This window comes from Rhodococcus globerulus (assembly GCF_019334125.1).
Taxonomy (GTDB): domain Bacteria; phylum Actinomycetota; class Actinomycetes; order Mycobacteriales; family Mycobacteriaceae; genus Rhodococcus_F; species Rhodococcus_F globerula.
In genome coordinates this window covers 3,264,110-3,289,098 of record NZ_CP079698.1, presented here as the reverse complement: position 1 = coordinate 3,289,098, position 24,989 = coordinate 3,264,110, and the positions used below count along the sequence as shown (strand labels likewise).

The window sequence follows — 24,989 nt, the reverse complement described above, 5'->3', positions numbered from 1 at the left end:
CTTATGTGACGGCGCTCATGTTTCGCCTTCCCGCTCAACGAGACACATTCAGCGCCCAAAGATGCATCTAGTTAGCGTCCAGATCAAAGTTGCTAGCCATGAATGCCATAGGAGAACCGCGATGGATCTGAGGGAATCGCCCGAGCAGCAGGAGCTCCGCAAGGAGCTGCGCGCGTACTTCGCGACGCTGCTGCCGGAGGAGAAGCGCCGCGCTGCCGGTGAACAGGGTGTTGGCGGCGAATACTTCCGTGAAATCGTGAAGTTGCTGGGCAAGGACGGCTGGCTCGGTATCGGCTGGCCCAAGGAATTCGGTGGCCAGGGACGCTCCATCGAAGAGCAGTTCGTGTTCTTCGACGAGGTTCAGCGCGCGGGATTGCCGTTCCCCTTCGTGACGGTCAATACCGTCGGGCCGACATTGATGAAGTACGGCACCGAAGAGCAGAAGGAACGATTCCTGCCGGGCATTCTTGCCGGCGACATCGTTTTTGCCATCGGCTACACCGAGCCGGAGGCCGGAACGGACTTGGCTTCGCTCAAGACCCGTGCAGTCCTCGACGGTGACGAGTGGATCGTCGACGGCAACAAGATCTTCACCAGTGGCGCCAACACTGCCGACTACGTGTGGCTGGCCTGCCGCACCGACGCGGACGCCCCCAAGCACAAGGGCATCTCGATCCTGATCGTCCCCACGGAGGACGCAGGCTTCGAGTGGTCACCGATCAACACCGTCGGCGGCTTGATGGTGACGTCGACGTACTACTCCGGCATTCGCGTCCCGTCGAAGGACGTTGTCGGCGAGGTCAACGGCGGCTGGCAGCTCATTACCGCTCAGCTCAACCACGAGCGAATCGGCCTGGCGGCCATCGGTGGTCGCACTTACGGTCTGTGGAACCTGGTTCTGGACTGGGCCAAGGAAAACGGCGCCATCGACATCCCGTGGGTGCAGCAGGACTTCGCTCGTACACACGCCAAGCTCGAGGCCATGCGACTGCTGAACTGGAAGATGACGGCAGCCGTCGCACAGGACACGCTCTCCGGAGCCGACGCCGGCGCTACCAAGACATACGGGACCGAGACTCACGTCGACGTCTACCGCACTCTGCTCGGAATTCTCGGCTCCGCCGGACGCATCCGCCCCGAGTCTCCGGGCGCTTTGCTTGCCGGTCAGATCGAGCAGATCTCGCGTCAGGGTGTCGTGAACACCTTCGGCGGCGGCGTCAACGAGGTTCTGCGTGACATGGTCGGCACCATCGGCTTGGGACTCGTTCGCGAAAAGAGGGTCAAGTGAGCGACATTTCGGCGCAACTCGACGCTTTTGTCGGCCAGACGCTTGTTCCCACCACCTGGGGACCCGACGAGGTCAACATCCCCATGATCCGGCATTGGGCCGAGACCATGGGCGATACCAACCCCGTCTACCTCGATGACGAAGCTGCCCGCGCCACCGGCCGTGACGGCGTCGTCGCTCCGGCTCAGATGCTCCAGGTCTGGATCATGCGGACGTTCACCGACAAGATGGCGGGCAACGACCCGTCGCAGGTGTGGACCGATCTGATCGCCACCCTCGACGCGGCCGGCTACAGCTCCGTCGTCGCCACCGATTCCGATCAGGAGTTCTTCGGCGAACTGCGCCCAGGCGATCGTGTGAACTACACCGAGGTCATCGAGTCGATTTCCCCGGAAAAGAAGACCGGACTCGGCGTCGGACACTTCGTGACGACGCTCAAGACCTACCGCAACGGCGACGACGAAGTTGTCGGCACGCAGCGGTGGCGGACGCTGCGGTTCAAACCGCAGGAAGCCAAGGCTCCGGAGGCTCCGCGCGCACTGCGTCCGCGTCCGGCTCTCAACGCGGACAACGCTTTCTGGTTCGAAGCGGCCAAGGAACACCGTCTGGTGATCCAGCGCTGCACGTCCTGCAAGACGTTGCGTCATCCCACCGGCCCGATGTGCGGCGAGTGCCAGTCACTCGAGTGGGACACGATCGACGCGTCGGGGCGTGGCACGGTGTACAGCTTCGTGGTCAATCATCACCCCAAGATCGACGCGTTCGACTACCCGCTCATCGTTGCGGTAATCGAACTCGAAGAGGGAACCCGATTGATCGCCAACATGGTGGGTATCGCGCCCGAAGATGTCGTGGTCGACATGCCCGTGGAACTTGACTGGATCGACGCCGACCCGGATTTGACGCTTCCCGCGTTCCGGCCGGCCGCACGCGAGGAGCACTGATGGACTTCAATTTCAGCGAAGAGCAGGACGCGATTCGCTCACTGGCCGACGAGGTCTTCACCAGCAAGGCCACGATCGAGCGCACCAAGGAGATCGAACTCTCCGCCGAGCGCGTCGACCGTGAACTGTGGCGCGAACTCGCGACCACCGGCTTGCTAGGTATCGCCCTGCCCGAAGAGTTCGGCGGCGGCGGACTCGGCTTGTCCGAGCTGTACACCCTGCTCGAGGAACAGGGCCGCCACGTTGCGGCCGTACCGATCTGGGAAACGGCGCTCGCCGCGTTGGCGATCAACGAGTTCGGTTCCGATTCCCTTCGCGCAGAGCTCCTTCCGAGTGTTGCCGACGGCAGTCGATTCCTGACGATCGGGCTCGAGGAATTCGGACCGTACACGGGCGGCGACCCGCTGACGACGGCTGCCGAGGATGCCGACGGTAACTGGACGCTGACCGGTGAGAAGGCCGTTGTGCCGATCACGAACATCGCGAACCTCGCGCTCGTCTCGGCAACCACGTCCACGGGAACGGCTCTGTTGCTGGTGGATCTGAATGCAGACGGTGTCACGGTGGAGCAGACGCAGTCCACCAACCACGAGATCTGTGCCAACCTCACGTTTGCCGCTGCCCCCGCGCAGCTGATCGGCGCGGCTGACGGCACCACGGTTCCGTGGCTGATCGACCGAGTTGAGCTGGCATTGGCCGCAATTCAATGGGGCGTCGGCTCCGGTGCTGTTGCACAGGCCGTCACGTACCTGAACGGCCGCATGCAGTTCGGCCGTCCGCTCGCGACCTTCCAGGCGGTCAACCACCAGCTCGCTGATTGCTACATCGATCTCGAAGCGATGCGAGTGACACTGTGGCAGGCTGCATGGCGCATCTCCGTGGGATTGGATCTCGGCACCTCGGTACTCGTCGCCAAGTGGTGGGCCACCGACGGCGGACAGCGCGTCGTGCATCGCACCACGCATGTCCACGGTGGTATGGGCGTCGACACCGACTACCCGGTTCACCGTCACCTCTTGTGGGGCAAGCAGATTGCTGCCACCCTCGGCGGTTCCAGCTCCGATCTCGCGCGTCTGGGTGCGCAGCTCGCATCCGGTGTGGAGGTGCTCGCATGACCGTTCTTGCCGGTCGTAGCTACGCAAACGTCGTTGTCGGAGAGGCATTGCCCGAGTTGGCGATCCCGCTGACCCGCACGTTGATCGTCGCCACGGCAATCGCCACTCGCGATTTTCAGGACGTGCACCACGATCCGAGCCTGGCCCAGGAGCGTGGCTCGAAGGATGTCTTCATGAACATCCTCACGAGCAACGGTCTCGTCGGCCGGTACGTCACGGATTGGGCTGGATCGGCATCGACCCTGCGTCGCATCGCCATTCGTCTCGGCGCGCCCAACTACCCGGGTGACACCATGACGATGACCGGTGAGGTCGTGTCCAAGGAAGACGGTGTTGTCGTGGTCAAGGTGCAGGGCGCAAACAGCCTCGGCAACCATGCATCCGGCACCGTCACAGTTGCTTTCAAAGAAGAGGGGAAGCCCTGATGGCGATCAGCCCGCTCTCGGGAGCCGCTGCCATCGTCGGCATCGGATCCACCGAGTTCTCCAAGAACTCCGGTCGCACCGAACTGCAGTTGGCCTGTGAGGCCATCGTCGCGGCACTCGCTGACGCGGGTATCGCCCCGTCCGAGGTTGACGGACTTTCGACCTTCACCGCAGAAACCAACGGCGAAGCCATTGTGGCTCGCAACTGTGGTCTCGGCGAGCTGAAGTTCTTCTCCCGCATCGGTTACGGCGGTGGCGCCGCATGCGGCCCCGTGCAGCAGGCAGCCATGGCCGTTGCGACGGGTGTCGCCGATGTCGTGGTCTGCTACCGCGCTTTCAACGAGCGCTCCGGTGAGCGTTACGGCCTGGGTCAGCATGATCGCCCGATGGCAACCACAGCGGACCGCGCGGCTTATGCGTGGATGACCCCGCAGGGCCTGTCGACTCCCGCTCAGTGGGTCGCTATGTTCGCACGGCGGTACATGCACCAGTACGGTGCGACGAGTGAGGACTTCGGACGAGTTGCAGTGGTGGCCCGCAAGCACGCTGCCAACAACCCGGCTGCCTGGTTCTACGAGCGTCCGATCACACTCGAGGATCACCAGAATTCCCGCTGGATCGCCGAACCGCTGCACTTGCTCGACTGCTGCCAGGAAACAGACGGTGGCCAGGCGCTCGTCGTCGTCTCCGCTGAGCGCGCCAAGGATCTGGCCAACAAGCCGGCCTTCATCAAGGCCGCTGCTCAGGGCAGTGGCAAGGATCAGCACATGATGACCAGTTACTACCGACCCGACATCACGGGTATCCCGGAGATGGGTCTGGTCGGCCGTCAGCTGTACAGCCAGAGCGGCCTGACACCGGACGACATCAACGCGGCGATCCTGTACGACCACTTCACTCCGCTGGTCCTCCCACAGCTCGAAGAACTGGGATTCTGCAAGCCCGGCGAGGCCAAGGACTTCATCCGCGAAGGCAACCTGGAACTCGGTGGACGCCTGCCGGCGAACACTCACGGTGGTCAGGTCGGCGAGGCGTACCTGCACGGTGTCAACGGTGTTGCCGAAGGTGTGCGGCTCATTCGTGGCACGTCGACCAATCAGCCCGATGGTGTCGAGAACGTATTGGTCACTGCCGGAACAGCAGTACCTACCAGTGGTCTCATTCTCGGCGTGGTGTGAGAGAGGAATTGAACGTGACTACTTCGGAAACTGCGAAGACTGCCGGCGATTGGCGCGGAGCCGATCTCGGTACCCGCACCGTGTCGTACACCGAGCGCGACGCGATCCTGTACGCGCTTGCCGTGGGCGCCAAGGCAACCGAGTTGGACCTCGTTTTCGAGGATCAGCTTCGGGTGCTGCCGACATTTGCTCTGACACTGGCGCAGTGGGCTCCCGACGCTCTGGGCTCGGCGGGCGCTTTCGACACCTCGACGGCACTGCACGGCTCGCAAGAGTTGAAAGTGCTTGCTCCGCTGCCGCGTAGCGGTGAGGTGACGCTGAAGGCTTCGGTCGGCGAGGTGTGGGACAAGGGTGCTGCAGCCGTCTTCGAAGTGAAGGTGGAGTGCGAGTACTTCGTCGCGACCTGGTCGCTGTTCGCTCCCGGCGCCGGTGGATTCGGCGGAGAACGTGGGCCGTCCCGTCCGGCAGAGCCGACGGGCGAGCCTTCACTCACCGGTGTGCTGACCACGGCGGAGAATCAGACGGCGATGTATCGCCTGCTGGGCGACATGCACCACATCCACATCGATCCAGAGGCCGCGGCACGGATCAATCAGCCGCGCCCGATCATGCACGGCCTGTGCACGTTGGCTGCCAGCACGCTCGAGCTTGCCCGGGTCGCCGGAGTGCATCCGGCAGACCTCGTGAGCCTCGAGGGTCGATTTGCGGCGGCTATTCATCCGGGTGAGGCGCCGTCCATCGTTGCGTGGGGTACTCCTGACGACCTGGCCTTCCAGGTGCACAAGGACGGTCAGGTAGCGATTTCCGGTGCGCGAGTGAGCTTCTCCGCTCGCTAGCACCCGCAGACTCAACTGCGGGGCGCTTGACCCCCCCGTCGCGCCCCGCAGTTGTTCACACAAAACGAGGAAGCCCTCGAGCAATTGCTCGAGGGCTTCCTTGGTTGCTCGGTCTTACGAGCTGGTTCGCGAAAACAGCTCGGGGTGGGTAGCAAGGTAACGGGCCGGGTATTCGCCGCCGCCGTGGACGGCGATATCTGTCCCCGTCACGTACGACGAGAGCGAACTTGCCAGGAACAGGCAGGAATTCGCGATGTCCGACGGTACGGCCATGCGCTCCATCGGGATGATCTCGGTGACGGCCGCGCCGCCGTCTGCGCCGTAGACCTCTGCGGCTGCTTCCGTGCGGATCAAGCCGGTCGTGATGTGGTTGATGCGGACCTTGGGGGCCCATTCGAGCGCCAAAGCCTTTGTCAGGACCAACAGTCCGGCCTTGGCGGCGCTGTATGCCGCGGTGCCGGGCTGCGGGTCGATGCCCGAGACACTGCCGATGTTGATGATGGCGCCGCCGTTGTCCTGTGTCTGCATGACGGCGTTTGCAGCCTGAGCAACGTTGAAGGGGGCCAGCAGATTCAGCGCCACGATCTTCTCCACGAAGCGCGGGGAGACGGTGGCTGCGTCGGCGTCGGGGGAGCCGCCGGCATTGTTGATCAGAACGTCCAGTCGGCCGAAGCGATCGACGGCATCCTGGACGAGCGCTGCGGCGTCTGCAGGATCGCGGACGTCCGTGGCTTTGAATGCTGCAGTGCGTCCGTCAGCCGACGGGAGCTTTTCGGGCTCGTTTCGGCCACAGACCAGTACGTTTGCCCCGGCAGCCAGGAAGGTTTCGGCGATGACAAAGCCGATGCCCTTGGTGCCGCCGGTGACGATCACCGAGCGTCCGCTGAAATCGACGGGGTTGGGGAGTGTCACGGTGGAGCCTTCCTGATGTTGGGGCCGAGCCGATTTGCCGCCCAGTGTGATTGACGCGACAGTGCCGGTCGTCATAGGGTCAAGCAAATGCTTGGTTGCTTAGTTCGTTGAGTGTAGACGACCAACACCGGCAGTCACCAGAATCGACCAGTCCCCGCAGGCAACAGGACATTGGAGCAATCACATGGGCACGCTTGACGGCAAAGTTGCACTCATCACCGGTGCAGGTCAGGGAATCGGGCAAGGCATTGCCTTGGCATTGGCGAAAGAAGGCGCCGAGATCGCGGTAGCCGGTCGCACCGAGTCCAAGCTCCACACCACGTGCGGGCTGCTCGCCGACATCGGTGCCCGCGGCGAGGTAGTCGTGTGTGACGTCAGCAAGAAGGACGACATCACCGCCGCCGTGGACCGTACCGTCGAACTGTTCGGCGGAATCGACATCCTGATCAACAACGCCAACGACTGCAAGCCCGGCCCCCTGCTCAGCGTGCTCGACGAAGACTTCGAACGCTCCTTCGCGACGGGACCGCTCGCCACCCTGCGCATGATGCAGGCGTCGTATCCCCACATGAACAGCCGCGGCGGCGGCGTCATCATCAACATGGTCACCTCCGCGGCCGTGCGCTGGGATGCCAGCAACTACGGTGCCTACGGCTCCATCAAGGAGGGCATGCGCGCACTAACCCGCGCTGCGGCCTGCGAGTGGGGCAAGGACAATATCCGTGTCCTCAACGTTGCGCCACACGCGCAGACCCCGGCCCTGCAGTGGTGGATGGACAAGAACCCGGAAGAAGCGGCAGCCTTTGTCGCGGGAATCCCGCTGGGTCGCGTGGGTGATCCCGAAACCGACATCGGACGTGCCGTCGTCTTCCTGGTCGGCGAAGATGCCGGTTACCTGACCGGCGCAACCATCCCCCTCGACGGTGGACAGTCGCGCTGGGGGTAATTCCGTCAGGTGCGGTCGAGCCACTCCCTGGCGTCCGCCGGGAAATCCGTGGTCGTGCCGTCCACTCCGAGTTCGAGGGCTCGTGCTGCATCTGCCGGAGTGCGCAGGGGCCACGCGTGAACCTGCAGTCCGGCTTCATGGAGGTCGCGGACCAGGTCGGCCGTCAGGCCGTCCCAGCCGCAGTAGAACGCGCCGGAACCGGTGGCCGCAAGAACGGATTCGATACCGGCCGGGTGAGCGTCGGCGCTTGGATACGCCGACACGATCAATCCTCGCGGGATGAACGGTGCTGCCTCGGCAACTGCGAGCAGAGCCTCGGCCGAGAAGCTCGTGAACTGAATGCGCTGAGCGTCTTCCGGCCGCGCCGCCACGATCCGTCCGAGTTCCGGCACCACCTCGATGGCCTTGATCTCCACCTGCAAGGTCACCGTGGTGTTGTCGAGCGCTTCGTCGAAGGTCAGGACGCCGCGTCCGGAGTCCAATTCGATGTCTTTGATCTGGTCGAACGAGAGTTCCGCGACGGGACCGAGCCCACGCCCGGAATCGTCGGCGGCGGTGCGATCGAGCGTCGCGTCGTGGAGCACGATCGCAACGCCGTCGGCGGTCAAGCGCACGTCGAGTTCGATCTCGTCGACGCCCATCTCCTCGGCGAGGCGAAATGACGCAATGCTGTTCTCGGGTGCGTGAGCCATGGCGCCGCGGTGGCCTACCAAGGTGAATGATTCGGATCGCATGGTCAGGCCACCTTGCTTTCGTAGAGTTTGCGCACGGATTCCGTGTCTGCGCGCAGCTTGGTTGCCGTTGCCTTCAAAGTTGCGCCGGCGTCGGCATTTTCGGTGTACAGCTTCTGAATTGCGGTGCGCATTTCCGTGATGGTGCTCTGGACGTACCGTCGAACCGCGTCAGGCTGGCGGGCGAGCTCGAGTTGGTCGACGGCCAGTTTGTAGTTCGGATTGTCGGACATGACCTGACGCACCTTGGTGGAGTGTGCCGCGGAGATTGTCGACGGCAGGTATCCCGTTCCGACGGTCCAGGTCGACGACGCTTCCTCGCCGGACAGATACGCGAGTACCTGCGCGGCGGCTTCCTTGCGTTCCGGGCTGGCATTCTTCATGATTCCGAGTCCGGCACCACCGGTCGGCACGCCGTGTATGGTCTGTTGAGGCAGGAAGCCGGCACCGACTTCGAACTGGGCGCCCTTGATCAGTCCGGTCAGTGATCCGGTGGAGTTCGTGATGGTTGCGACCTGGCCGTTGATGAAGTCATTGTTGATTTCCTGCGCGAGGTACGCGATCTTGTCGTCGTTGATCACGGCCCGGTCGAACTCTGCGGCGGCAATTGCAGCTGCGGAGTCCACGGTGACGTCGAGTCCGTCGGAGATCGATCCGCCGAAGTTCCAGAGCAGTCCCTGCATGTACCAGTCGTCGGCACCGGTGTATGCGCGCATCTTCAGAGAATTGCCATTGTAGTTCTGGCCGGTGATTTGTTTTCCCCACGAACGGAATTCATCCCAGGTGGTGGGGGCGCGATCCGGCAAACCTGCGGACGAGAAGATCTCTTTGTTGTAGTAGAACAGTGGTGTCGATCGGCCGAACGGGATCCAGTAGGACTCGCCGCGGACAACGCCCTCGGTGAACAGGCGCTCGTTGAACGTGCTCGGACCGAAGTTGTTGTCGAAGTATCCGCCGAGCGGTTCGAGTGTGTCGTTGAGGAAGAACTTGTTCCACGACACGTCGGAGAAGACGCCGATGTCGGGGATCTGCCTGGCCTGGAGTCCGGCGGCGATCTTCTCGGTGACGCCGTCGTACCCGTTGAACTGCTGAACTTCTGCGTAGATACCGGATTGCGAGCGGTTGAATCCGTCGACCACTCCGGTGAAGACTTCGTGGTTGTTGCCCGACCACGGACTCCAGATGACGACGTTGGTCCTCCCGGCAAATTCGCTGGGGGCCTTGACGTCCGGTGCCGAGAACGAAGCGTTGCCGCCGGCGTTTCCGCACGCCGCGAGTACGGGGAGTGCGATCGCGGTCATACCGGCAGCAGTGAGAAAGCTGCGGCGAGAGATGTTCACAGGCTTCTGCGCGGAGCCTGATCGGGCAAATAACGACATGATGGGTATCTCCTGGAGGATGCTGAACTGGCAGGGGAAGGTCGGAAAACTGATCAGCGTCGAACGGACGCTCCGGCAAGCCCGGCAACGATGAACCGCTGGGCAAAAAGAAAGAGCAGCAGCATGGGGAGGACAACCATGGTGGTGCCGGCCATGATCGCGCCCCAGTTGTCAACACCCTCACTCTCTTTGAGTGCCATCAAACCGATGGGAAGAGTGCGCATCTGAACGGAATTGGTGACGAGAAGAGGCCAGATGAAGTCGTTCCACTCGTCGATGACAGCGATCAGCGCAACGGTGACAACCGCCGGAACTGACATCGGTAATGCAAAGTAGAACAGCTTGCGGATGTGTCCGGCGCCGTCGAGTTCTGCAGCCTCCATGACTTCCTTCGGGAGACTCAGAAAGTGCTGGCGTAGAAGGAATGTTCCGAATGCGCTCGCGAGTCCGGGGAGAATGATTCCCGCGTAGGTGTTGATCATTCCGAGATTGCCGATGGTGATGTAGTTGAGCAACAGTGTCACGTGCCCCGGCACCATCAAGGCTCCCAGGACCGCGAGGAAGATCCACTTCTTGCCGGGAAAGGGAAGGAAGGCAAAGGCATAGGCGCTGAACACTGCCAAGGTGACCTTCGCAGTGGCACCGACGATCGTGACGATCAGTGAGTTGACGAAGAAGTCGCCGAACGGAACGGCATTCCACGCGTGGCTGAAGTTCTCCCACGCCAGACGGCTGGGGACGAATTGCAGTGGCCACTGGTAGATCTCGCTCTCCGGCTTGAACGCCGACGAGATCATCCAGTAGAACGGGATGGCAAAGACGAGGCCGACAACAACCAGTCCGATCCAGGACAGGCGAAATCTAATGCGCGTCTTGTTCGGGGTTGTCGTTCTGCTGGGTGCGGACATCAGTAGTGCACTTTCTTCTCGACGAATCGCATTTGGAACACTGTGACGCCCATCAGGACGACAAACATCACCATGGATCCGGCGGCGGCAGTGCCGGCACTGAAGGCCTTGAATCCTTCTTGGTAGATGAACCAGCTGAGAGTGGTTGTGGCGCCTGCGGGTCCGCCGCTGGTCATCATCGCGATGACGTCGAAGGACTGAAAGGCGCTGATGACCTGGGTGATCAGGAGGAAGAACGTTGTCGGTGAGAGTAGCGGCATGGTGATGTGGCGGAATGTCTGCCATGCCCCTGCCCCGTCGAGACGTGCCGCCTCGAGGACGTCGGCCGGCATCGACTGAAGCGCAGCTAGATAGACGATGGCTACAAAGCCGACACCTTTCCAGATCGAGACGATGATCAGCGCGGGCATCGCCCATGAACTCGAGGTTGTCCAGTGTGGTGAATCTGCTCCGAACAACCCGAACAGCGCTCGGGACAGTCCGTAGTTCGGATCGAAGATGAACAACCAAATCGCGGCCACCGCCGCGCCCGAGAGGATGTGCGGCGAAAATGCCAAAGCGGAAACGGCTGCGCGTCCTCGTGATTGGCGATTGAACAGGCACGCCAGGGCCAGTCCCACGCTCAGGCTGATGCCGACAATCGCAACAACCCATACCAAGGTCAGGCGTAACACCCGGAGAAACGCAGGATCGTGCAGCAACTTCGTGTAGTTGTCGACGCCGACGAACAGCGGCGTCGGCGCGATCATGTCCCATTCAGTGAGGCTGAGGTAGATGTTGCCGATAACGGGCCAATATGCGAAGACCGCTATCAGCAGCAGGTTCGGGAAGGTGAAGAGCACAAAGAGCTTGTAGCCCTTGCGCTCACGCCTTCGGGTAGGGCGACCCCGGGTTGATCCGCGACTCACAGGGGCGGAGACCGTCGGCGGTGCCGGGCGTTGAGTTGTCAACGACATGTCGAGACCATTTCTTCCGGGGGTGTCGCTTTCTTGATGCGAGACGGTGAAGATCACATCGACGGTGTTACGTCTTCGTTGATCGCAGTGATCGTTTCACTCGTGCGGATGGTCGTCAAATGGTCAAAACGGGCAGAGCGCGCGAGTGTGAAATGTCTACGATACGTGTTAAATGTGCTGTTACACAGCGAGTTTAGTCAATTATGCGTCTTCGGTTCTGGCGGTGACCGAGCTGAAGTTTCAGTTTGTCATGCCTAAGCTTCTCGACTCGTTCATCGAGCATTCATATCAGGAAGAGTGATATAAATGACTCGTAATCACACCAGCAACAGCAAGGTCTTGGATGAGTCGACGATTGATCACCCACACCAGGCAAGAACGGCTGGACGGCATTCTCGAATGCTTGATGGCAGATGAATCGGCGTCCGCACAATCGCTGGCCGCTCACTTCGACATGTCGTTGATGACGGTCCACCGTGATCTCGACGAACTTCAACGCCGCGGAATAGTCCGAAAGTTCAGGGGCGGAGTCAGCATCGAACGAACCAGCAGTTACGAGATTGCAGCACCGCTGAGGCGTCGCATCGCCACCGAACAAAAGTTGGCGATCGGCGCTGCTGCTGCCACCGAGGTTGCTCCGGGGCAGGTGATAATGCTCGACGATTCCACCACCGCCTCCCACATGATCCGCCACTTGATCGAGATCGAAGAACTTCGGGTTGTGACGAACTATCTGCCCTCACTTCGTGAACTGTCCGAAGTGACCGGCATTTCGGTGACCGCTATCGGCGGCGACTTCGACTCCGGTCATGAATCGTTTGTCGGCGAGGGTGCAGCCAAGGCCGTGCGCGAACTGCGCGTTGACGCTCTGTACTTCTCGACGTCGAGTGCTGATCGCGACGGCATGTATCACCAGGAAGAGAAAGTCGTTCGGCTCAAATCGGAGATGATTCGGTGTGCCGGTCGGCGGGTTCTCCTGATGGACAGTTCCAAATTGGCGCACACCTCGCTACATCGAGTGTGTGGTTGGGACGTGATCGACGAGTTGATCACCGATGACGGTGCACCACTGGGGATTATCGAGGATATCCGTGCACAGGGTGTTGTGGTGCGCGTCGTTGGATCCGATCGTGTTGAGCTACAAGAGGAAGGAAAGTCCTGATGCTGCAAGCGGTCTTCTGGGACATGGACGGCACACTGGTGGACACCGAGCCGAGTTGGTTTGCGGCGGAGCGTGCCTTGATGTCGAGGTACGGGGTGGAGTGGTCTGACGAACAGGCAACAGCACTGGTGGGGAAGGCCTTGCCCGACTCTGCTGCGATCCTTCGCGCGGCGGGGGCGGATCTCACGATCCGCGAGATAGTCGATGAACTGGTGGCCGCCGTCGTGGCGGGTGTTCGGCAGTCCATCGAGTGGCGTCCGGGTGCCCGTGAGTTGTTGGCGCAGGTTCGCGACGCCGGAATACCCAGTGTGTTGGTGACGATGAGCGAGGCGCCGTTGGCGGAGGCTGTTGCGAGCGCGCTCCCACCGGGAACATTTCAGTTGATGGTTACCGGAGACATGGTCGAGCACGGTAAGCCGCACCCGGAGCCGTACTTGCGGGCCAGAACGGATCTCTCGGCGCTGACCGGCCCGATCTCCATGGATCAGGTTGTGGCGATCGAGGACTCGATTCCGGGATTGGCGTCGGCGATTGCCGCGGGCGCCGTCGCAGTGGGCGTGCCGAACATGGTGAGTCTGAAGGAAGATCCAGGCGTTGTCCTGTGGGCGACGTTGGCCGGAAAGTCGGTCACGGACCTCGAGGAGTTGGTGGCTGGGCGAGCAGCGTCGCTCGAATTGCAGTCGATCTGAAGACGTGAAGGTCCCGCCGCGAACGAAACTGCGGCGGGACCTTCGTGATTCAGTGCTTACACGTGCACAGCGGTGTCATCGGTGGACAGGCGGGTGCCGGTGGTCGGGTCGAAGAGGTGCATGCTTTCGGCTACGGGAAGAACGTCGAATCGTGAGCCGATCGGCGGCGCACTATTTCCTTCCTCGCGAATCACCAACTCATGGCGCTTGCCGTTGATCATGGTGTGGCCATAGACAAATGCGTCGGCGCCCAGTTCTTCGACAACGTCGACAACGACGGTAATTCCTTTGTCCACCCGCACAAACGACTCCGGCCGGATACCCACTGTGACGTGGGGAGTCAGTGAGGCATCGGCGACGGAACGTGGAACGCGGTACGCCGTCCCGCCGAGTGACATCTCGCCGTCGTCGAGGTCGAGATCGATGAAGCTCATGGCGGGTGAGCCGATGAATCCGGCAACAAAGATGTTGGCGGGACTCGTGTACAGGCGGCGAGGCGTATCTACCTGCTGCAACACACCGTCTTTGAGTACCGCAACACGATCACCCATGGTCATCGCTTCGACCTGGTCGTGGGTGACGTACACGGTGGTGACACCGAGTCGGCGGGTCAGGGAGGCAATCTGCGTTCGAGTCTGCACTCGCAGTTTGGCGTCGAGATTGGACAGCGGCTCGTCCATAAGGAATACCTGGGGATTGCGAACAATGGCCCTACCCATGGCAACTCGTTGCCGCTGCCCACCCGAGAGTGCCTTCGGTTTGCGATCGAGGTACTGCTCGAGATCCAGCACTCGGGCGGCTTCGAGCACTCGAGCTTCCCGTTCCTGCTTCGGAACCCCGGCAATCTTGAGGGCAAAGCCCATGTTTGCTCCCACACTCATGTGTGGATAGAGCGCGTAATTCTGGAAAACCATCGCGATATCGCGATGCTGCGGTTCCACATCGGTGACATCACGATCGCCGATCAGAATTCGGCCCGAATCAACGGGTTCGAGTCCGGCAAGCATCCGCAGAGACGTCGATTTCCCGCAGCCCGACGGTCCGACGAGTACAAGGAACTCTCCGTCTGCGATATCCAACTCGAGTTGGTCGAGTGCGGGTCGATCGGTTCCCCCATATGAACGAGTTGCGCGGTCGAAAGTAACGCTGGCCATGGTGATTCCCTTCACGGGCAGGAACGTGCCCGACGATCCGAGTGAATGAGTGAGCGAGAGTATCGCCTCTGCAACTGAACACGAGCCGGGTGAACGGAGTGTGGCGCACAGCAGAAATGCCGGGTATCGCACTTCCATTGAACTACAATGCAGCGCATGCTGATTCATCCGACACTTCGCGTACAGTCCTGGGGCTTCGTGATCGGATCGACGCTCTTTGCGCTTGGTTCAGCCCCCTACTTGTCGTCGCTTTTCGGAGCAACGCTCGTGAATCTTCTCTTCTTTGTCGGGTCGTGGTTCTTCACCGCAGCGGCGATTGTTCAATTGGCGCTCGCCGGTCCCGTCATCATCACTGATTCGGGTAGGCCTGCGGTACGCGTTGTGTGGTTGTCTGCAGCGGTGCAATTGCTCGGCACCATCATGTTCAATATCAGCACCGGATCAGCTATGCGCACGCTCAATGTTCGTGGAGAGATCAACCTCGTGTGGAATCCCGACGCCGAGGGGTCGATTGCGTTCTTGGCGTCAAGTTTTCTGGCGATACTCATGCTGTGGCGCTCGAATACGCGCTGGGCGTCTCGATCGGCGGAATGGCAAAGTGTGTGGCTCAATGCTCTCGGATCTATCGCATTTGGCGTGTCCGCAGTCGGTTCGTTCATTCTGAAAGACGGGAACACGCTTGATCCCAACGTGGCGAACATCGGCACCTTTGTCGGCGCACTGTTCTTCCTGTTCGCTTCTGCGGTATTCCTCGGAAGAAGTCGCCCCGGTGCGCTAGTGGCGGAACCGGCCTAGCAAGACTGTGCTGCTCGGAAGGAGCCGTCTTGCGCGATCAGTTTTAGTCACTTAGACTAAAACTCATGAACACGGTGAAGAACGATCTCGAAACTGTCGAGGCGGCAACAACCTCGACCGAGCTGTTCGGAAGCGCCACCACGGATTCGGAATCGCGCCGGCAGGCGAAGCGTCAATTCCATTGCTTGGTTGCTGCGATCCATCCGGATCGGGCGCAGGCGAGTGATGTTGCGCGATACGCTGCCGCAACAACTCGGTTGAATGAGCTGTACCGCAGTTGGGTGGCGGAAGCCGAAGCAGTGCAGTCATCCGCGACATATGTCGGGGACAACAACGAGTACGTGTTGGGTGATGTCCTCGCCCGAGGTTCGGTGGCAACTCTCTACCGTGCGCAGGACCGATCCGGGGCATCTGTTGTGGTGAAGATCCCTCGGAGTCGGCGAGCGAACCCGCTGATGGAGACTGAGAGGTCGGCGCTCACCGACATCCGCGGCGCGCCGTACGTCCCGACGCTGGTCGACCGCATTTCAGCGGCCGACCCAGCTTCGGGGGAAGTTCGCCGGATCAATGTGCTCGATGATCTGTCCACCGGCTTTGTCACCCTCGCCGATGTTCGCCGCGCTTACCCGAACGGCCTCGATCCACGAGACTGGGCCTGGATGCACCGACGCCTGTTGCGCGCACTTGCGGCAGCCCACCAGGCGGATTGGGTCCATACAGCGATCGTCGAGGAAAATGTGCTGATACAGCCCGAATTACATGGCGTGGTGCTGGTGGGCTGGTCGTTTGCGACTCGTTCAGGAATGCGGCCGGCAGCAAAGATCAGTTCCTGCCGAAGTGCCTATCCACCGGAACTTGGCGAAGCAGCTTCCCCGGGGTGGGACATATACATGGCGCATCAGTTGATGACGACCATGCTCGGCGACCGAATCCCCAGTCGTATGAAGACTTTTGCACTGGGGTGTATGCAAGACAATCCACGACTACGACCCGACGCCACTGATCTCCTCGGCGAGTTCGACGAACTCCTAGAGCTTCTATACGGCGAACGCACCTTTCGGGCGTTTACCGTCCGCCCAATCTGAAAGGCAGTGATTCATCATGGGATACGGATATTGGGACGACAACACATACCTGGCGGGCAAGACATTCCGTGCCGCGCGCGGTGTCGACGATTTCGGGTACACCGACACGCTACGGTCGCGTCCGCGAAACAGTTGGAAAGCAGATCCGAGTCTCGATCCGTTCGGTGTAGACAAACGAGAATGCCGGGATTCGGATGGACACCCTGATTCTTTGCCTATTGCAGTGCTTTTCGACGTCACCGGTTCGATGGGTGCCGTTCCGCGCATCATGCAGGACAAGCTCGGGAAGCTGCACGGATTGCTGCAACGCAAAGGATATGCAGACGACCCGCAGATTCTGTTCGGTGGAATCGGCGACGCAGATTCCGATCGGGTTCCCCTGCAGGTAGGGCAATTCGAATCGGGTAACGCGATGGACGAGCAGTTGCGCACCATCTTCCTCGAAGGAAACGGTGGTGGTCAGAAATCGGAAAGCTACGAACTGGCAGCATATTTCATGGCGCGTCACACGAGCACCGACGCTTGGGAGAAGAGGGGCCGCAAAGGTTACCTGTTCATCATCGGCGACGAATTGAACAAGCCGCGCCTGTCGGGTCGTCACATTCGCGACGTGATCGGTGACAAGGTTCGGCGCGATATTTCCGTTCCCTCGGTGTATCGGGAACTGGAGCAAAAGTGGAACGTCTACTTCGTGTTGCCCAATCAGTCGTCGTACTACAACGATCCGGAGATCGCGGACCACTGGACGGATCTCCTGGGTGAACGCTTCCTCAAGCTCGACGATCCTGCCGCCGTGTGCGAACTCATCGCCCTGACCGTGGGGATCGGTGAAGACCGCATCGACTTGAGTGACGGATTGGCCGACCTTCGCGATGTGGGATCGACAGCCGAAGCCAAGACGGTGCACAAGGCACTGGTGAGAATCACGAGAAGGACGCCCGCACGGGTGGCTGCATTGCCGAAGGATCTCGGAACAGGCTCGGATGACGTCGATTTCGACTGAGTTAGGACACCGACTGAGGGAGGACACAATGGACGCTCGGAGTGACATTATTGTAGTCGACCTCGGCTTCGGTGACGCCGGAAAGGGCGCCACTGTCGACTGGCTCTGCTCACCGCAGGCGGATCTCGATGTGGCAGCAGTGGTTCGATTCAACGGAGGCGCGCAGGCCGCTCACAATGTCGTGAACGGAGAACGCCACCACACCTTCTCGCAATTCGGATCGGGGACGCTCAACGGTGTCCCCACGTTTCTCTCCCAATTCATGCTGGTCGAGCCGATCTCTTTGGCGAGGGAAGCGCGAGCGTTGGAAGCTGTTGGCGTGCAGGATCCATTCGACCTGTTGACCATCGACGGGCGGGCACTGTTGACCACGCCGATTCACGTTGCGGCCAATCGAGCGCGTGAGGATGCGCGAGGTGACAATCGGCATGGCTCGTGTGGCAAGGGAATCGGCGAGACGGCGGCGTATGCGCTCGAGCGCCCTGATGCGCCGACTGTCGGGGACTGCCAACGGCCGGATGTGCTCGCTCGCAAGCTCGAGAACATGGCGGCGTACTACGGACCGTTGATCACCGACAGTCGTCATGGGTTTCCAGAGATTGTGGACATGGTCGACATGTACGCGGAATTTGCTGCAGTAGTGGATATCGCCGGGCCTGGGGCGCTGGAGTCCATCGGTGCACGTGGCCGATTGGTCTTCGAAGGTGCGCAAGGTGTCCTCCTCGACGAGTGGCGTGGATTTCACCCGCACACCACGTGGTCGACGGTGGAACCGTCCAATGCCCGCACGATGGTCTCCGAAATAGGCAGGGAGAGTTATGTGCTCGGCGTGACCCGCACGTACACCACGCGTCACGGTGCCGGGCCCTTTCCTACGGAGGACAGCGCGCTCGGGGTGGTCCTGCCGGAACCGCACAACGGCGTCGGCGAGTACCAGGGGTCATTTCGGGTAGGGCACCTCGACACACTGCTGCTGCGGTACGCGATCGAGGTCTGCGGAGGCGTCGACGGGTTGGCCCTCACACACCTCGACGCGCTGGAGCGTGCAACAACGGCGGGAACACCGATCCAGGGTGTGGACAGGTATGACGGGTGCGCGGGTATACCTGTCGGAGAGCGGAAGGATCTCGAACACCAGGCAGCGTTGACGGAAGCGCTGCGGGCCATGTCGGCTGTGAGACGGGACGTTCCGGCAGAAGCCGAGCTGTTTATCGATTACCTGGGTAGCGAGGCCGGCGTTCCGGTAGTGCTTACTTCGGACGGACCGGACCGGGCCGACCGTCGGCTTCGCGCCGGCGTGCCTGCATGATGGATGGCGTGGAACAGTCACTTGTCTCGATCGACGTTATCGCTCTGCGTTTCGGCAATCCGGAACCGGGCCAGTTGCGTTTTGCCGTCGCGCAGCGGCAGGCAGAACCGTACACCGGGCAGCGTGCGTTGCCCGGTGTACTGCTCGGTGCGGGTGAACGGCTCCAGGATGCGGCTCGGCGAGCGGTGACCACCAAGCTCGGGCTACCCGATGACGCGATTCTGGCGAGCGGACAGTTGGCGGTGTTCGACGAACCTCATCGAGACCCGCGTGGTCCGACACTGTCGGTGACGATGTGGGCCGTGATCACTTCGGGTGACGTGCCTACGGGTGACATCACCCCGGAATGGGTGAGCTGGGATAACCCGGGTGATCTTGCCTTCGATCACAATCGGATAGTGGCGGATACCCGGCCGATCCTTGCGGACTCTCTGCTGTGGCGCGATGAGGTCTTCACTCGGGCACTGACCGGTGCGTCGTTTCCGGCGTCCTATGCGTTGGCCGTCGCCGAGGAACTTTCCGGCGCCCGTCCGGACCCTGGCAATCTCAACCGCACACTCAAATCCTTACCTGGACTGGAACGTACCGACGAGCGGGTGCGGGTCAGTTCAACGGGTCGCCCGTCTGTTGTGTGGCGGTGGAGCGCGGACACCTAGAAGTTTCCGCGCATCGCCTGTTCACGCTCGATCGCCTCGAACAGTGCCTTGAAGTTGCCCAAGCCGAAACCGAGTGAGCCGTGGCGTTCGATGAGTTCGAAGAACACGGTGGGTCGGTCGCCGACCGGTTTGGTGAAAATCTGCAGGAGGTAGCCGTCCTCGTCTCGATCGACGAGGATGCCTCGTTTCTGTAGTTCGTCGATGGGGACCCGCACCTTCCCGATGCGGGCCCGCAGCTCGGGATCTTCGTAGTACGACGCCGGTGTCGACAGGAACTCGATTCCTTCGGCAACAAGTGCGTCGACGGCGGCCAGGATGTCGGCAGTGGCGAGTGCCAGATGTTGGGCGCCCGGGCCTTGGTAGAACTCCAGGTACTCGTCGATCTGTGATCGCTTCTTCGCGATGGCGGGTTCGTTGAGCGGAAACTTGACGCGGTGGTCGCCGCTGGAGACCACTTTGCTCATCAGCGCGGAGTAGTCGGTTGCGATGTCCCCACCGACGAACTCCGCCATGTTGGTGAAGCCCATGACGCGGCGGTAGAAGTCGACCCACTCGTCCATCTTCCCGAGTTCCACATTCCCGACCACGTGATCGAGAGCTTGGAAGATGTGCTCGGGAGCGCTGTGGCGGGCCACGAATGACGATGTGCGACTGACATATCCGGGCAGATACGGTCCGTGGTATCCGGACCTGTCGACAAGTGTGTGGCGCGTGTCGCCGTACGTCGCGATGGTGGCGAGGCGGACGCTGCCGTGATCATCGGCAATGTCGTGCGGTTCGGCAATGACCTGCGCGCCCTGCGTAATTGCGTGCGCTATGGCTTTGTCGACATCGGGGACGTTCAAGGTGATGTCGCGGATACCGTCGCCGTGTACGCGATGGTGCTCGATCAACTCGCTTGCCGGGTCTACTGCTCCCTTGACGATGAAACGCACTGCGCCGCTTTCGAGTACAAACGCGTGGTGGTCGCGGTTACCGGTGGACGGACCCGAGTAGGCCACCAATGTCATGCCGAAGGCGGACTGATAGAAGTGGGAAGTCTGGGTGGCGTTGCCGACGATCCACTCGAGTCCGTCCCATCCGTGGACCGGAAAGGGATCCGAAGCGTCGTCGTATTCGACCAGTCCCACCAGTTGGCGTAGTTGTTCGAGATCGAGTCCGGCCAGTCGTTCCTCGTCGGTGATGCTGTGTTCGATGGTCATCTCGTGTCCTCCCAGCGGTGTCGATGCATGTAGCTAAGTCCGGCGCGATGCAGCTAGTCAACGGGCGTGCTTCCTGCTAGCCGTTTCGACGGAATACCGCTAGATGGGTGTGGTTTTCCAGTCGCTGTGTATAGGTTGGAGGCCATGGTGGAATCGGTACGCATTGCAGTGTCGATCGACGGTCTGGACCTGGCGCTGCTCGAAGCGATGCACACGCATCCGCGGGCGGGGGCACTCGAACTGTCGAGGGTGACCAGGGTAGCTCGGGCCACTGTGCAGGCCAGACTGCGCCGGCTCGAGGACGGCGGAATCATCGCCGGCTACGAGCCCCATATCGACCTGGCTGCAGCAGGTTTCGGCGTGCAGGCATTTGTGACCCTGGAGATTGCCCAAGGTGCGCTCGACACCGTCACGGTCAAACTCGAAGCCATACCCGGTGTGATCGAAGCGTTTGCGACCACGGGAGCCGGTGACGTTCTGTGTCGAGTCGCCGCAGCGTCGCATCAAGGTTTGCAGCAGACCCTGCTCGACCTCAATCGTTCGGGAGTGGCCACGCGCTCCACCAGCGTGATGGTTCTGTCGGTGGTTGTGCCGTTCCGGGCGTTGCCGTTGCTCGAGACCCTGGAGACTCGCAGCTCTGCCAAGGCGCCCGCGTATCGGGCGTGACTATTTCCCTGGTCAGCGCAGGTGCTCGCGGCGGGCCATCGTGCTGCGCAACCCTTCGGCGGCTGCACGCAGGACGGTTACCTGGCTTTCGGGCTTGAACCGAGTGGTGGGGCCGGTGACGCTGATGGCTGCCACCAGTTTGTCGTTGCTTCCGAATACCGGCGCGGCCACACACGTGAGGCCCGGCGCTGATTCTTCGCGTTCGAAGGCCACTCCGGTTTCGAAGACCCGGTCCAGCTGATTGCTCAGGATGCCGGGTGCGACGATCGTGTGCGGGGTGCGTCGGGTCATCGGTGCCGCGAGCACTTCGCGGCGAAACTCCGGATCCGAGTACGCCAGCAAAGCCTTGCCGATTGCCGTGCAGTACAGCGGAATTCGTCCGCCGGTGCGCGAGGGGGAGTTGGCTTGACGATGCCCACCGATCTTGGCGATGTACACGACGTCATGACCGTCGCGCACACCGAGATGCACAGTTTCATGGGTTCGCTCGTACAGGTCTTGCAGGAACGGCATCGCCATTTCCAGGAGGCTGCGCTCGAGCGAGGCGAGCATGCCGAGTTCGAACAGGCCGCCGCTCAGGCGGTAGCCACCCTCGACGCGGTCGAGTAGCCGGTTCGCGACCAGTTCACCGGCGAGGCGGTGCACTGTCGCCTTGTGCAATCCGGTCCGCGCGACAAGCGTCGCGAGGGGCACGGCGTGGTCGTCGGGGCGGAAGGCGCGCAAGATCGTCACGGCTTTACCGAGCACGGTGTCGAGGTTTGCGGCACCAGTCATTCGTCAATCGTATCGGTGAGTGAGACATCAGCCTGGCGTAGTGGGGTGCAAGCCTGGAAAGTAGGGGTCATGAGCCAGCCCTCGAATTCCAGTACAGCGAGCGAGACCGACATCGCCGCTGCCGCGGATCGCCTCGCGACCGCCGCCGCAACCGGCGTGCCCTGCGCACCCGTGCGGGATCTGATCGGAAGTGAAGACCTCGTTGCCGCATACGCCGTGCAGCGCCGCGTCGACGAAATCCGTCGCAATGCCGGTGCCGTCGTTGTGGGCCGCAAGATCGGCCTGACCTCGGTGGCAGTCCAGCAGCAACTCGGCGTTGATCAGCCCGACCTCGGTGTTCTGTACGCCGATATGGACTTCACCGGCAGCGAGTCGATCCCGATGGACCGCCTGATCCAGCCCAAGGTCGAGGCCGAGGTTGCTTTCGTACTCGGTGCTGACCTCGTCGACGGACCGCTGGACAACGCTCAGGTTCGCGACGCGATCGAATACTCCGTCGCGGCGATCGAGATCTGCGACAGCCGCATCGAGTCCTGGGACATCAAGTTCGGTGACACCGTGGCCGATAACGCGTCGTCCGGCGTGTACGTCCTCGGCACCGAGCGTCACACCCTCGCCGAGGTTGAACCTGCTGACGTTGTCATGTCGATGAGCGTCGACGGCACCGAGGTGTCCACCGGCGTCGGAACCGCCTGCTTGGGCGATCCCATCGAGGCAGTTGTCTGGCTCGCCCGCACGGCCCGCGAACTCGGTCAGCCGTTGACTGCAGGTCAGGTCATTCTCTCCGGCGCTCTCGGCCCCATGGCGCCGGTTGTAGCGGGAAATGTCGTCACCGTGAACGTATCCGGACTCGGTTCGGTCACCACAAGTTTTTCCACTAAAGGGGACATCGCATGAGCAAGGTCAAGGTCGCGATCATCGGATCGGGCAACATCGGCACCGATCTGATGATCAAGGTGCTGCGTAATTCCGACTACCTGGAGATGGGTGCCATGGTCGGCATCGATCCCGCGTCGGACGGTTTGGCTCGCGCGGCGCGCCTGAACGTGCCGATCACCGCCGAAGGCGTCGAGGGCCTCGTCGGTCTGCCGAACTTCGACGAGATCGAGATCGTCTTCGACGCAACGTCGGCAAAGGCGCACGTCGCCAACAACGCACGCCTGGCACCGCTCGGCAAGCGCATGATCGACCTGACACCTGCCGCGATCGGCCCGTACGTCGTGCCGGCCGTCAACGCGGACGAGCACCTGGACGCACCTAACGTCAACATGGTGACGTGTGGTGGCCAGGCCACGATCCCGATGGTTGCCGCTGTTTCTCGGGTTGTTCCGGTGGCGTACGCGGAGATCGTCGCGTCCATTGCCTCCAAGTCGGCCGGTCCCGGAACGCGCGCCAACATCGACGAGTTCACCGAGACCACATCCGAGGCGATCGTGGCAGTCGGCGGTGCCCGCCGCGGCAAGGCCATCATCATCCTCAATCCGGCTGAGCCGCCGCTGATCATGCGCGACACCGTCTTCTGCCTCGTCGACGCCCCGGACCCGGCTGTTCACGAGGAGATCCGTGCGTCGATCGAGAAGATGGTCGGCGACGTCTCCGCCTACGTCCCGGGCTACCGCCTCAAGCAGGAAGTCCAGATCACCGAGATCCCGGCCGACCAGCCGGTCGAGACGTTGCTCGTCGACGGCAATCGCCCCACCCACCAGGTGTCGGTATTCCTCGAGGTCGAGGGTGCTGCACACTACCTGCCCGCGTACGCCGGCAACCTCGACATCATGACGTCCGCCGGAATGCAGATCGCGGAGCGCATCGCCCAGCAGAAGGAAGCAACCAAGTGAGCAACCGCAAGATCTTCGTCCAGGACGTCACCCTTCGTGACGGCATGCACGCTGTCCGCCACCGCATTTCGCCCACCGACGTCAAGCGGATCGTCACTGCTCTCGACGCTGCCGGCGTCGACGCGATCGAAGTTGCACACGGCGACGGTCTCGCTGGCGGCTCGCTCAACTACGGTCCCGGCTCGAACACCGACTGGGAATGGATCGAAGCAGCGGCCGAGGTGCTCGAGCACGCTCGCCTCACCACGCTGCTGCTTCCGGGTGTCGGCACGATCAGTGAACTCAAGCATGCCTACGACCTGGGCGTTCGCTCGGTTCGCGTTGCCACCCACTGCACCGAGGCCGACGTCTCCGCGCAGCACATCGAGACCGCCCGCGAGATCGGCATGGACGTCTCGGGCTTCCTGATGATGAGCCACATGGCGCCTGCCGAAGAACTGGCGAAGCAGGCCAAGTTGATGGAGTCGTACGGCGCGCACTGCGTCTACGTCACCGATTCGGGTGGACGTCTGGTGATGAACGACGTCGCCGACCGTGTTCGCGCGTACCGCGACATCCTCGACGAGGGCACCGAAATCGGTATCCACGCGCATGAGAATCTGTCGCTCTCGGTTGCCAATTCCGTTGTGGCAGTTCAGAACGGCGTCACCCGCGTCGATGCATCGCTCGCCGGTCACGGTGCCGGTGCCGGTAACTGCCCCCTCGAGGCATTCATCGCCGTCGCCAACATCGAGGAGTGGGAGCACGGCTGCGACCTGTTCGCTCTGCAGGATGCTGCCGACGACATCGTCCGTCCGCTGCAGGACCGGCCCGTTCGCGTCGACCGTGAAACCCTCACGCTCGGCTACGCAGGTGTCTACTCGAGCTTCCTGCGCCACGCGGAGACCGCGTCGGAGCGCTACGGCATCGATGTCCGCACGTTGCTGCTCGAAGCCGGCCAGCGTCGTCTGGTGGGCGGTCAGGAAGACATGATCGTCGACATCGCGCTCACCCTCGCTGCAGAACGTGACCGCGCATCCGCCTGACACTCACTAGCTG

General features: G+C 61.9%; 26 protein-coding genes. 18 read left to right on the top strand and 8 right to left on the bottom strand.

Annotation, left to right across the window (positions count from 1 at the left end):
- Nucleotides 1-121 precede the first annotated feature (121 nt).
- Genes KYT97_RS14850 through KYT97_RS14825 form a run of 6 tightly spaced genes read left to right on the top strand, consistent with a single transcriptional unit; the run spans nt 122 to nt 5,786 of the window.
- Nucleotides 122-1,288, top strand: coding sequence for an acyl-CoA dehydrogenase family protein (locus KYT97_RS14850; RefSeq protein ID WP_033236626.1), 1,167 nt, complete (start codon nt 122-124; stop codon nt 1,286-1,288).
- Nucleotides 1,285-2,232 carry a bifunctional MaoC family dehydratase N-terminal/OB-fold nucleic acid binding domain-containing protein gene (locus tag KYT97_RS14845; protein WP_033236627.1) on the top strand — a complete coding sequence of 316 codons (948 nt, stop codon included), beginning with the start codon at nt 1,285-1,287 and terminating at the stop codon, nt 2,230-2,232. Before KYT97_RS14850 ends, KYT97_RS14845 begins: the two co-directional genes overlap by 4 nt.
- Nucleotides 2,232-3,347 (top strand): acyl-CoA dehydrogenase family protein, encoded by a 1,116-nt coding sequence (locus tag KYT97_RS14840; RefSeq protein ID WP_033236628.1) that lies wholly within the window; start codon nt 2,232-2,234, stop codon nt 3,345-3,347. Before KYT97_RS14845 ends, KYT97_RS14840 begins: the two co-directional genes overlap by 1 nt.
- The gene (locus KYT97_RS14835; RefSeq protein WP_219112711.1) at nt 3,344-3,772 is read left to right on the top strand and encodes a MaoC family dehydratase; all 429 of its coding nucleotides are present in this window, start codon (nt 3,344-3,346) and stop codon (nt 3,770-3,772) included. The genes KYT97_RS14840 and KYT97_RS14835 overlap by 4 nt, the downstream gene beginning before the upstream one ends.
- A complete protein-coding gene (locus KYT97_RS14830) occupies nt 3,772-4,950 on the top strand; it encodes a lipid-transfer protein (protein ID WP_033236630.1) in 1,179 nt (392 codons plus the stop codon). The genes KYT97_RS14835 and KYT97_RS14830 overlap by 1 nt, the downstream gene beginning before the upstream one ends.
- Nucleotides 4,951-4,964: 14 nt before the next feature.
- Entirely contained in the window at nt 4,965-5,786 is an 822-nt protein-coding gene (locus tag KYT97_RS14825; protein WP_033236631.1) for a MaoC/PaaZ C-terminal domain-containing protein, read from the top strand.
- Between the two features lie 114 nt (nt 5,787-5,900).
- On the opposite strand, the gene KYT97_RS14820 is transcribed toward KYT97_RS14825, so the two are convergent.
- A complete protein-coding gene (locus KYT97_RS14820; RefSeq protein WP_033236686.1) occupies nt 5,901-6,698 on the bottom strand; it encodes an SDR family oxidoreductase in 798 nt (265 codons plus the stop codon).
- 184 nt (nt 6,699-6,882) lie between these two features.
- Between KYT97_RS14820 and KYT97_RS14815 the strand changes: the two genes are divergently transcribed.
- Nucleotides 6,883-7,644 (top strand): SDR family NAD(P)-dependent oxidoreductase, encoded by a 762-nt coding sequence (locus KYT97_RS14815; protein ID WP_033236632.1) that lies wholly within the window; start codon nt 6,883-6,885, stop codon nt 7,642-7,644.
- Between the two features lie 5 nt (nt 7,645-7,649).
- Here KYT97_RS14815 and KYT97_RS14810 read toward each other — a convergent pair whose 3' ends face one another.
- Genes KYT97_RS14810 through KYT97_RS14795 form a run of 4 tightly spaced genes read right to left on the bottom strand, consistent with a single transcriptional unit; the run spans nt 7,650 to nt 11,618 of the window.
- Nucleotides 7,650-8,378, bottom strand: a complete 729-nt coding sequence (locus KYT97_RS14810) for a glycerophosphodiester phosphodiesterase (RefSeq protein ID WP_219112709.1) — start codon at nt 8,376-8,378, stop codon at nt 7,650-7,652.
- 2 nt (nt 8,379-8,380) lie between these two features.
- Nucleotides 8,381-9,754, bottom strand: a complete 1,374-nt coding sequence (locus KYT97_RS14805) for an ABC transporter substrate-binding protein (RefSeq protein ID WP_219112707.1) — start codon at nt 9,752-9,754, stop codon at nt 8,381-8,383.
- A 53-nt stretch (nt 9,755-9,807) separates the two neighbouring features.
- A complete protein-coding gene (locus KYT97_RS14800) occupies nt 9,808-10,662 on the bottom strand; it encodes a carbohydrate ABC transporter permease (protein WP_033236635.1) in 855 nt (284 codons plus the stop codon).
- On the bottom strand, nt 10,662-11,618 hold the full coding sequence (locus KYT97_RS14795; protein ID WP_051730728.1) for a carbohydrate ABC transporter permease: 957 nt from the start codon (nt 11,616-11,618) through the stop codon (nt 10,662-10,664). The genes KYT97_RS14800 and KYT97_RS14795 overlap by 1 nt, the downstream gene beginning before the upstream one ends.
- A gap of 343 nt (nt 11,619-11,961) precedes the next feature.
- Between KYT97_RS14795 and KYT97_RS14790 the strand changes: the two genes are divergently transcribed.
- Both KYT97_RS14790 and KYT97_RS14785 read left to right on the top strand, forming a co-directional pair.
- Nucleotides 11,962-12,780 carry a DeoR/GlpR family DNA-binding transcription regulator gene (locus KYT97_RS14790; protein ID WP_045064910.1) on the top strand — a complete coding sequence of 273 codons (819 nt, stop codon included), beginning with the start codon at nt 11,962-11,964 and terminating at the stop codon, nt 12,778-12,780.
- Nucleotides 12,780-13,469 carry an HAD family hydrolase gene (locus KYT97_RS14785; protein ID WP_116104782.1) on the top strand — a complete coding sequence of 230 codons (690 nt, stop codon included), beginning with the start codon at nt 12,780-12,782 and terminating at the stop codon, nt 13,467-13,469. The genes KYT97_RS14790 and KYT97_RS14785 overlap by 1 nt, the downstream gene beginning before the upstream one ends.
- Before the next feature lie 56 nt (nt 13,470-13,525).
- Here the strand turns inward: KYT97_RS14785 and KYT97_RS14780 are convergent, their stop codons facing one another.
- The gene (locus tag KYT97_RS14780; RefSeq protein WP_033236689.1) at nt 13,526-14,623 is read right to left on the bottom strand and encodes an ABC transporter ATP-binding protein; all 1,098 of its coding nucleotides are present in this window, start codon (nt 14,621-14,623) and stop codon (nt 13,526-13,528) included.
- Nucleotides 14,624-14,779: 156 nt separating this feature from the next.
- Here KYT97_RS14780 and KYT97_RS14775 point away from each other — a divergent pair, with 156 nt between their 5' ends.
- The 5 genes from KYT97_RS14775 to KYT97_RS14755 all read left to right on the top strand — a co-directional run bounded on the left by KYT97_RS14775 (nt 14,780) and on the right by KYT97_RS14755 (nt 19,471).
- A complete protein-coding gene (locus KYT97_RS14775) occupies nt 14,780-15,418 on the top strand; it encodes a hypothetical protein (protein ID WP_033236690.1) in 639 nt (212 codons plus the stop codon).
- Nucleotides 15,419-15,483: 65 nt separating this feature from the next.
- Complete coding sequence (locus KYT97_RS14770; RefSeq protein ID WP_219112705.1) at nt 15,484-16,503, top strand: serine/threonine-protein kinase; 1,020 nt, start codon at nt 15,484-15,486, stop codon at nt 16,501-16,503.
- A 16-nt stretch (nt 16,504-16,519) separates the two neighbouring features.
- Complete coding sequence (locus tag KYT97_RS14765; RefSeq protein ID WP_219112703.1) at nt 16,520-17,506, top strand: hypothetical protein; 987 nt, start codon at nt 16,520-16,522, stop codon at nt 17,504-17,506.
- A gap of 28 nt (nt 17,507-17,534) precedes the next feature.
- Nucleotides 17,535-18,815, top strand: coding sequence for an adenylosuccinate synthetase (locus tag KYT97_RS14760; protein ID WP_219112701.1), 1,281 nt, complete (start codon nt 17,535-17,537; stop codon nt 18,813-18,815).
- Entirely contained in the window at nt 18,812-19,471 is a 660-nt protein-coding gene (locus KYT97_RS14755) for an NUDIX hydrolase (RefSeq protein WP_219112699.1), read from the top strand. The genes KYT97_RS14760 and KYT97_RS14755 overlap by 4 nt, the downstream gene beginning before the upstream one ends.
- Here the strand turns inward: KYT97_RS14755 and hppD are convergent.
- Entirely contained in the window at nt 19,468-20,673 is a 1,206-nt protein-coding gene (hppD, locus tag KYT97_RS14750; RefSeq protein WP_219112697.1) for a 4-hydroxyphenylpyruvate dioxygenase, read from the bottom strand. The genes KYT97_RS14755 and hppD overlap by 4 nt on opposite strands.
- Before the next feature lie 144 nt (nt 20,674-20,817).
- Between hppD and KYT97_RS14745 the strand changes: the two genes are divergently transcribed.
- Entirely contained in the window at nt 20,818-21,339 is a 522-nt protein-coding gene (locus tag KYT97_RS14745) for an Lrp/AsnC family transcriptional regulator (RefSeq protein WP_219112695.1), read from the top strand.
- Nucleotides 21,340-21,351: 12 nt separating this feature from the next.
- Here KYT97_RS14745 and KYT97_RS14740 read toward each other — a convergent pair whose 3' ends face one another.
- The gene (locus KYT97_RS14740; protein WP_033236643.1) at nt 21,352-22,113 is read right to left on the bottom strand and encodes an IclR family transcriptional regulator; all 762 of its coding nucleotides are present in this window, start codon (nt 22,111-22,113) and stop codon (nt 21,352-21,354) included.
- A gap of 69 nt (nt 22,114-22,182) precedes the next feature.
- On the opposite strand from KYT97_RS14740, the gene KYT97_RS14735 reads away from it, so the two are divergent.
- Genes KYT97_RS14735 through dmpG form a run of 3 tightly spaced genes read left to right on the top strand, consistent with a single transcriptional unit; the run spans nt 22,183 to nt 24,976 of the window.
- Nucleotides 22,183-23,010 (top strand): 2-keto-4-pentenoate hydratase, encoded by an 828-nt coding sequence (locus KYT97_RS14735; RefSeq protein WP_033236644.1) that lies wholly within the window; start codon nt 22,183-22,185, stop codon nt 23,008-23,010.
- Nucleotides 23,007-23,951 (top strand): acetaldehyde dehydrogenase (acetylating), encoded by a 945-nt coding sequence (locus KYT97_RS14730; RefSeq protein ID WP_033236645.1) that lies wholly within the window; start codon nt 23,007-23,009, stop codon nt 23,949-23,951. The genes KYT97_RS14735 and KYT97_RS14730 overlap by 4 nt, the downstream gene beginning before the upstream one ends.
- Entirely contained in the window at nt 23,948-24,976 is a 1,029-nt protein-coding gene (gene dmpG / locus KYT97_RS14725; protein ID WP_033236646.1) for a 4-hydroxy-2-oxovalerate aldolase, read from the top strand. The genes KYT97_RS14730 and dmpG overlap by 4 nt, the downstream gene beginning before the upstream one ends.
- Nucleotides 24,977-24,989 lie beyond the last annotated feature (13 nt).

Coding starts and splice junctions, on each gene's coding strand:
- KYT97_RS14850 (WP_033236626.1), top strand. CDS start 122: ATGGATCTGAGGGAATCGCCCGAGCAGCAGGAGCTCCGCAAGGAGCTG.
- KYT97_RS14840 (WP_033236628.1), top strand. CDS start 2,232: ATGGACTTCAATTTCAGCGAAGAGCAGGACGCGATTCGCTCACTGGCC.
- KYT97_RS14835 (WP_219112711.1), top strand. CDS start 3,344: ATGACCGTTCTTGCCGGTCGTAGCTACGCAAACGTCGTTGTCGGAGAG.
- KYT97_RS14830 (WP_033236630.1), top strand. CDS start 3,772: ATGGCGATCAGCCCGCTCTCGGGAGCCGCTGCCATCGTCGGCATCGGA.
- KYT97_RS14815 (WP_033236632.1), top strand. CDS start 6,883: ATGGGCACGCTTGACGGCAAAGTTGCACTCATCACCGGTGCAGGTCAG.
- KYT97_RS14810 (WP_219112709.1), bottom strand. CDS start 8,378: ATGCGATCCGAATCATTCACCTTGGTAGGCCACCGCGGCGCCATGGCT.
- KYT97_RS14805 (WP_219112707.1), bottom strand. CDS start 9,754: ATGTCGTTATTTGCCCGATCAGGCTCCGCGCAGAAGCCTGTGAACATC.
- KYT97_RS14800 (WP_033236635.1), bottom strand. CDS start 10,662: ATGTCCGCACCCAGCAGAACGACAACCCCGAACAAGACGCGCATTAGA.
- KYT97_RS14795 (WP_051730728.1), bottom strand. CDS start 11,618: ATGTCGTTGACAACTCAACGCCCGGCACCGCCGACGGTCTCCGCCCCT.
- KYT97_RS14790 (WP_045064910.1), top strand. CDS start 11,962: ATGAGTCGACGATTGATCACCCACACCAGGCAAGAACGGCTGGACGGC.
- KYT97_RS14785 (WP_116104782.1), top strand. CDS start 12,780: ATGCTGCAAGCGGTCTTCTGGGACATGGACGGCACACTGGTGGACACC.
- KYT97_RS14780 (WP_033236689.1), bottom strand. CDS start 14,623: ATGGCCAGCGTTACTTTCGACCGCGCAACTCGTTCATATGGGGGAACC.
- KYT97_RS14775 (WP_033236690.1), top strand. CDS start 14,780: ATGCTGATTCATCCGACACTTCGCGTACAGTCCTGGGGCTTCGTGATC.
- KYT97_RS14770 (WP_219112705.1), top strand. CDS start 15,484: ATGAACACGGTGAAGAACGATCTCGAAACTGTCGAGGCGGCAACAACC.
- KYT97_RS14765 (WP_219112703.1), top strand. CDS start 16,520: ATGGGATACGGATATTGGGACGACAACACATACCTGGCGGGCAAGACA.
- KYT97_RS14760 (WP_219112701.1), top strand. CDS start 17,535: ATGGACGCTCGGAGTGACATTATTGTAGTCGACCTCGGCTTCGGTGAC.
- KYT97_RS14755 (WP_219112699.1), top strand. CDS start 18,812: ATGATGGATGGCGTGGAACAGTCACTTGTCTCGATCGACGTTATCGCT.
- hppD (WP_219112697.1), bottom strand. CDS start 20,673: ATGACCATCGAACACAGCATCACCGACGAGGAACGACTGGCCGGACTC.
- KYT97_RS14745 (WP_219112695.1), top strand. CDS start 20,818: ATGGTGGAATCGGTACGCATTGCAGTGTCGATCGACGGTCTGGACCTG.
- KYT97_RS14740 (WP_033236643.1), bottom strand. CDS start 22,113: ATGACTGGTGCCGCAAACCTCGACACCGTGCTCGGTAAAGCCGTGACG.
- KYT97_RS14735 (WP_033236644.1), top strand. CDS start 22,183: ATGAGCCAGCCCTCGAATTCCAGTACAGCGAGCGAGACCGACATCGCC.
- KYT97_RS14730 (WP_033236645.1), top strand. CDS start 23,007: ATGAGCAAGGTCAAGGTCGCGATCATCGGATCGGGCAACATCGGCACC.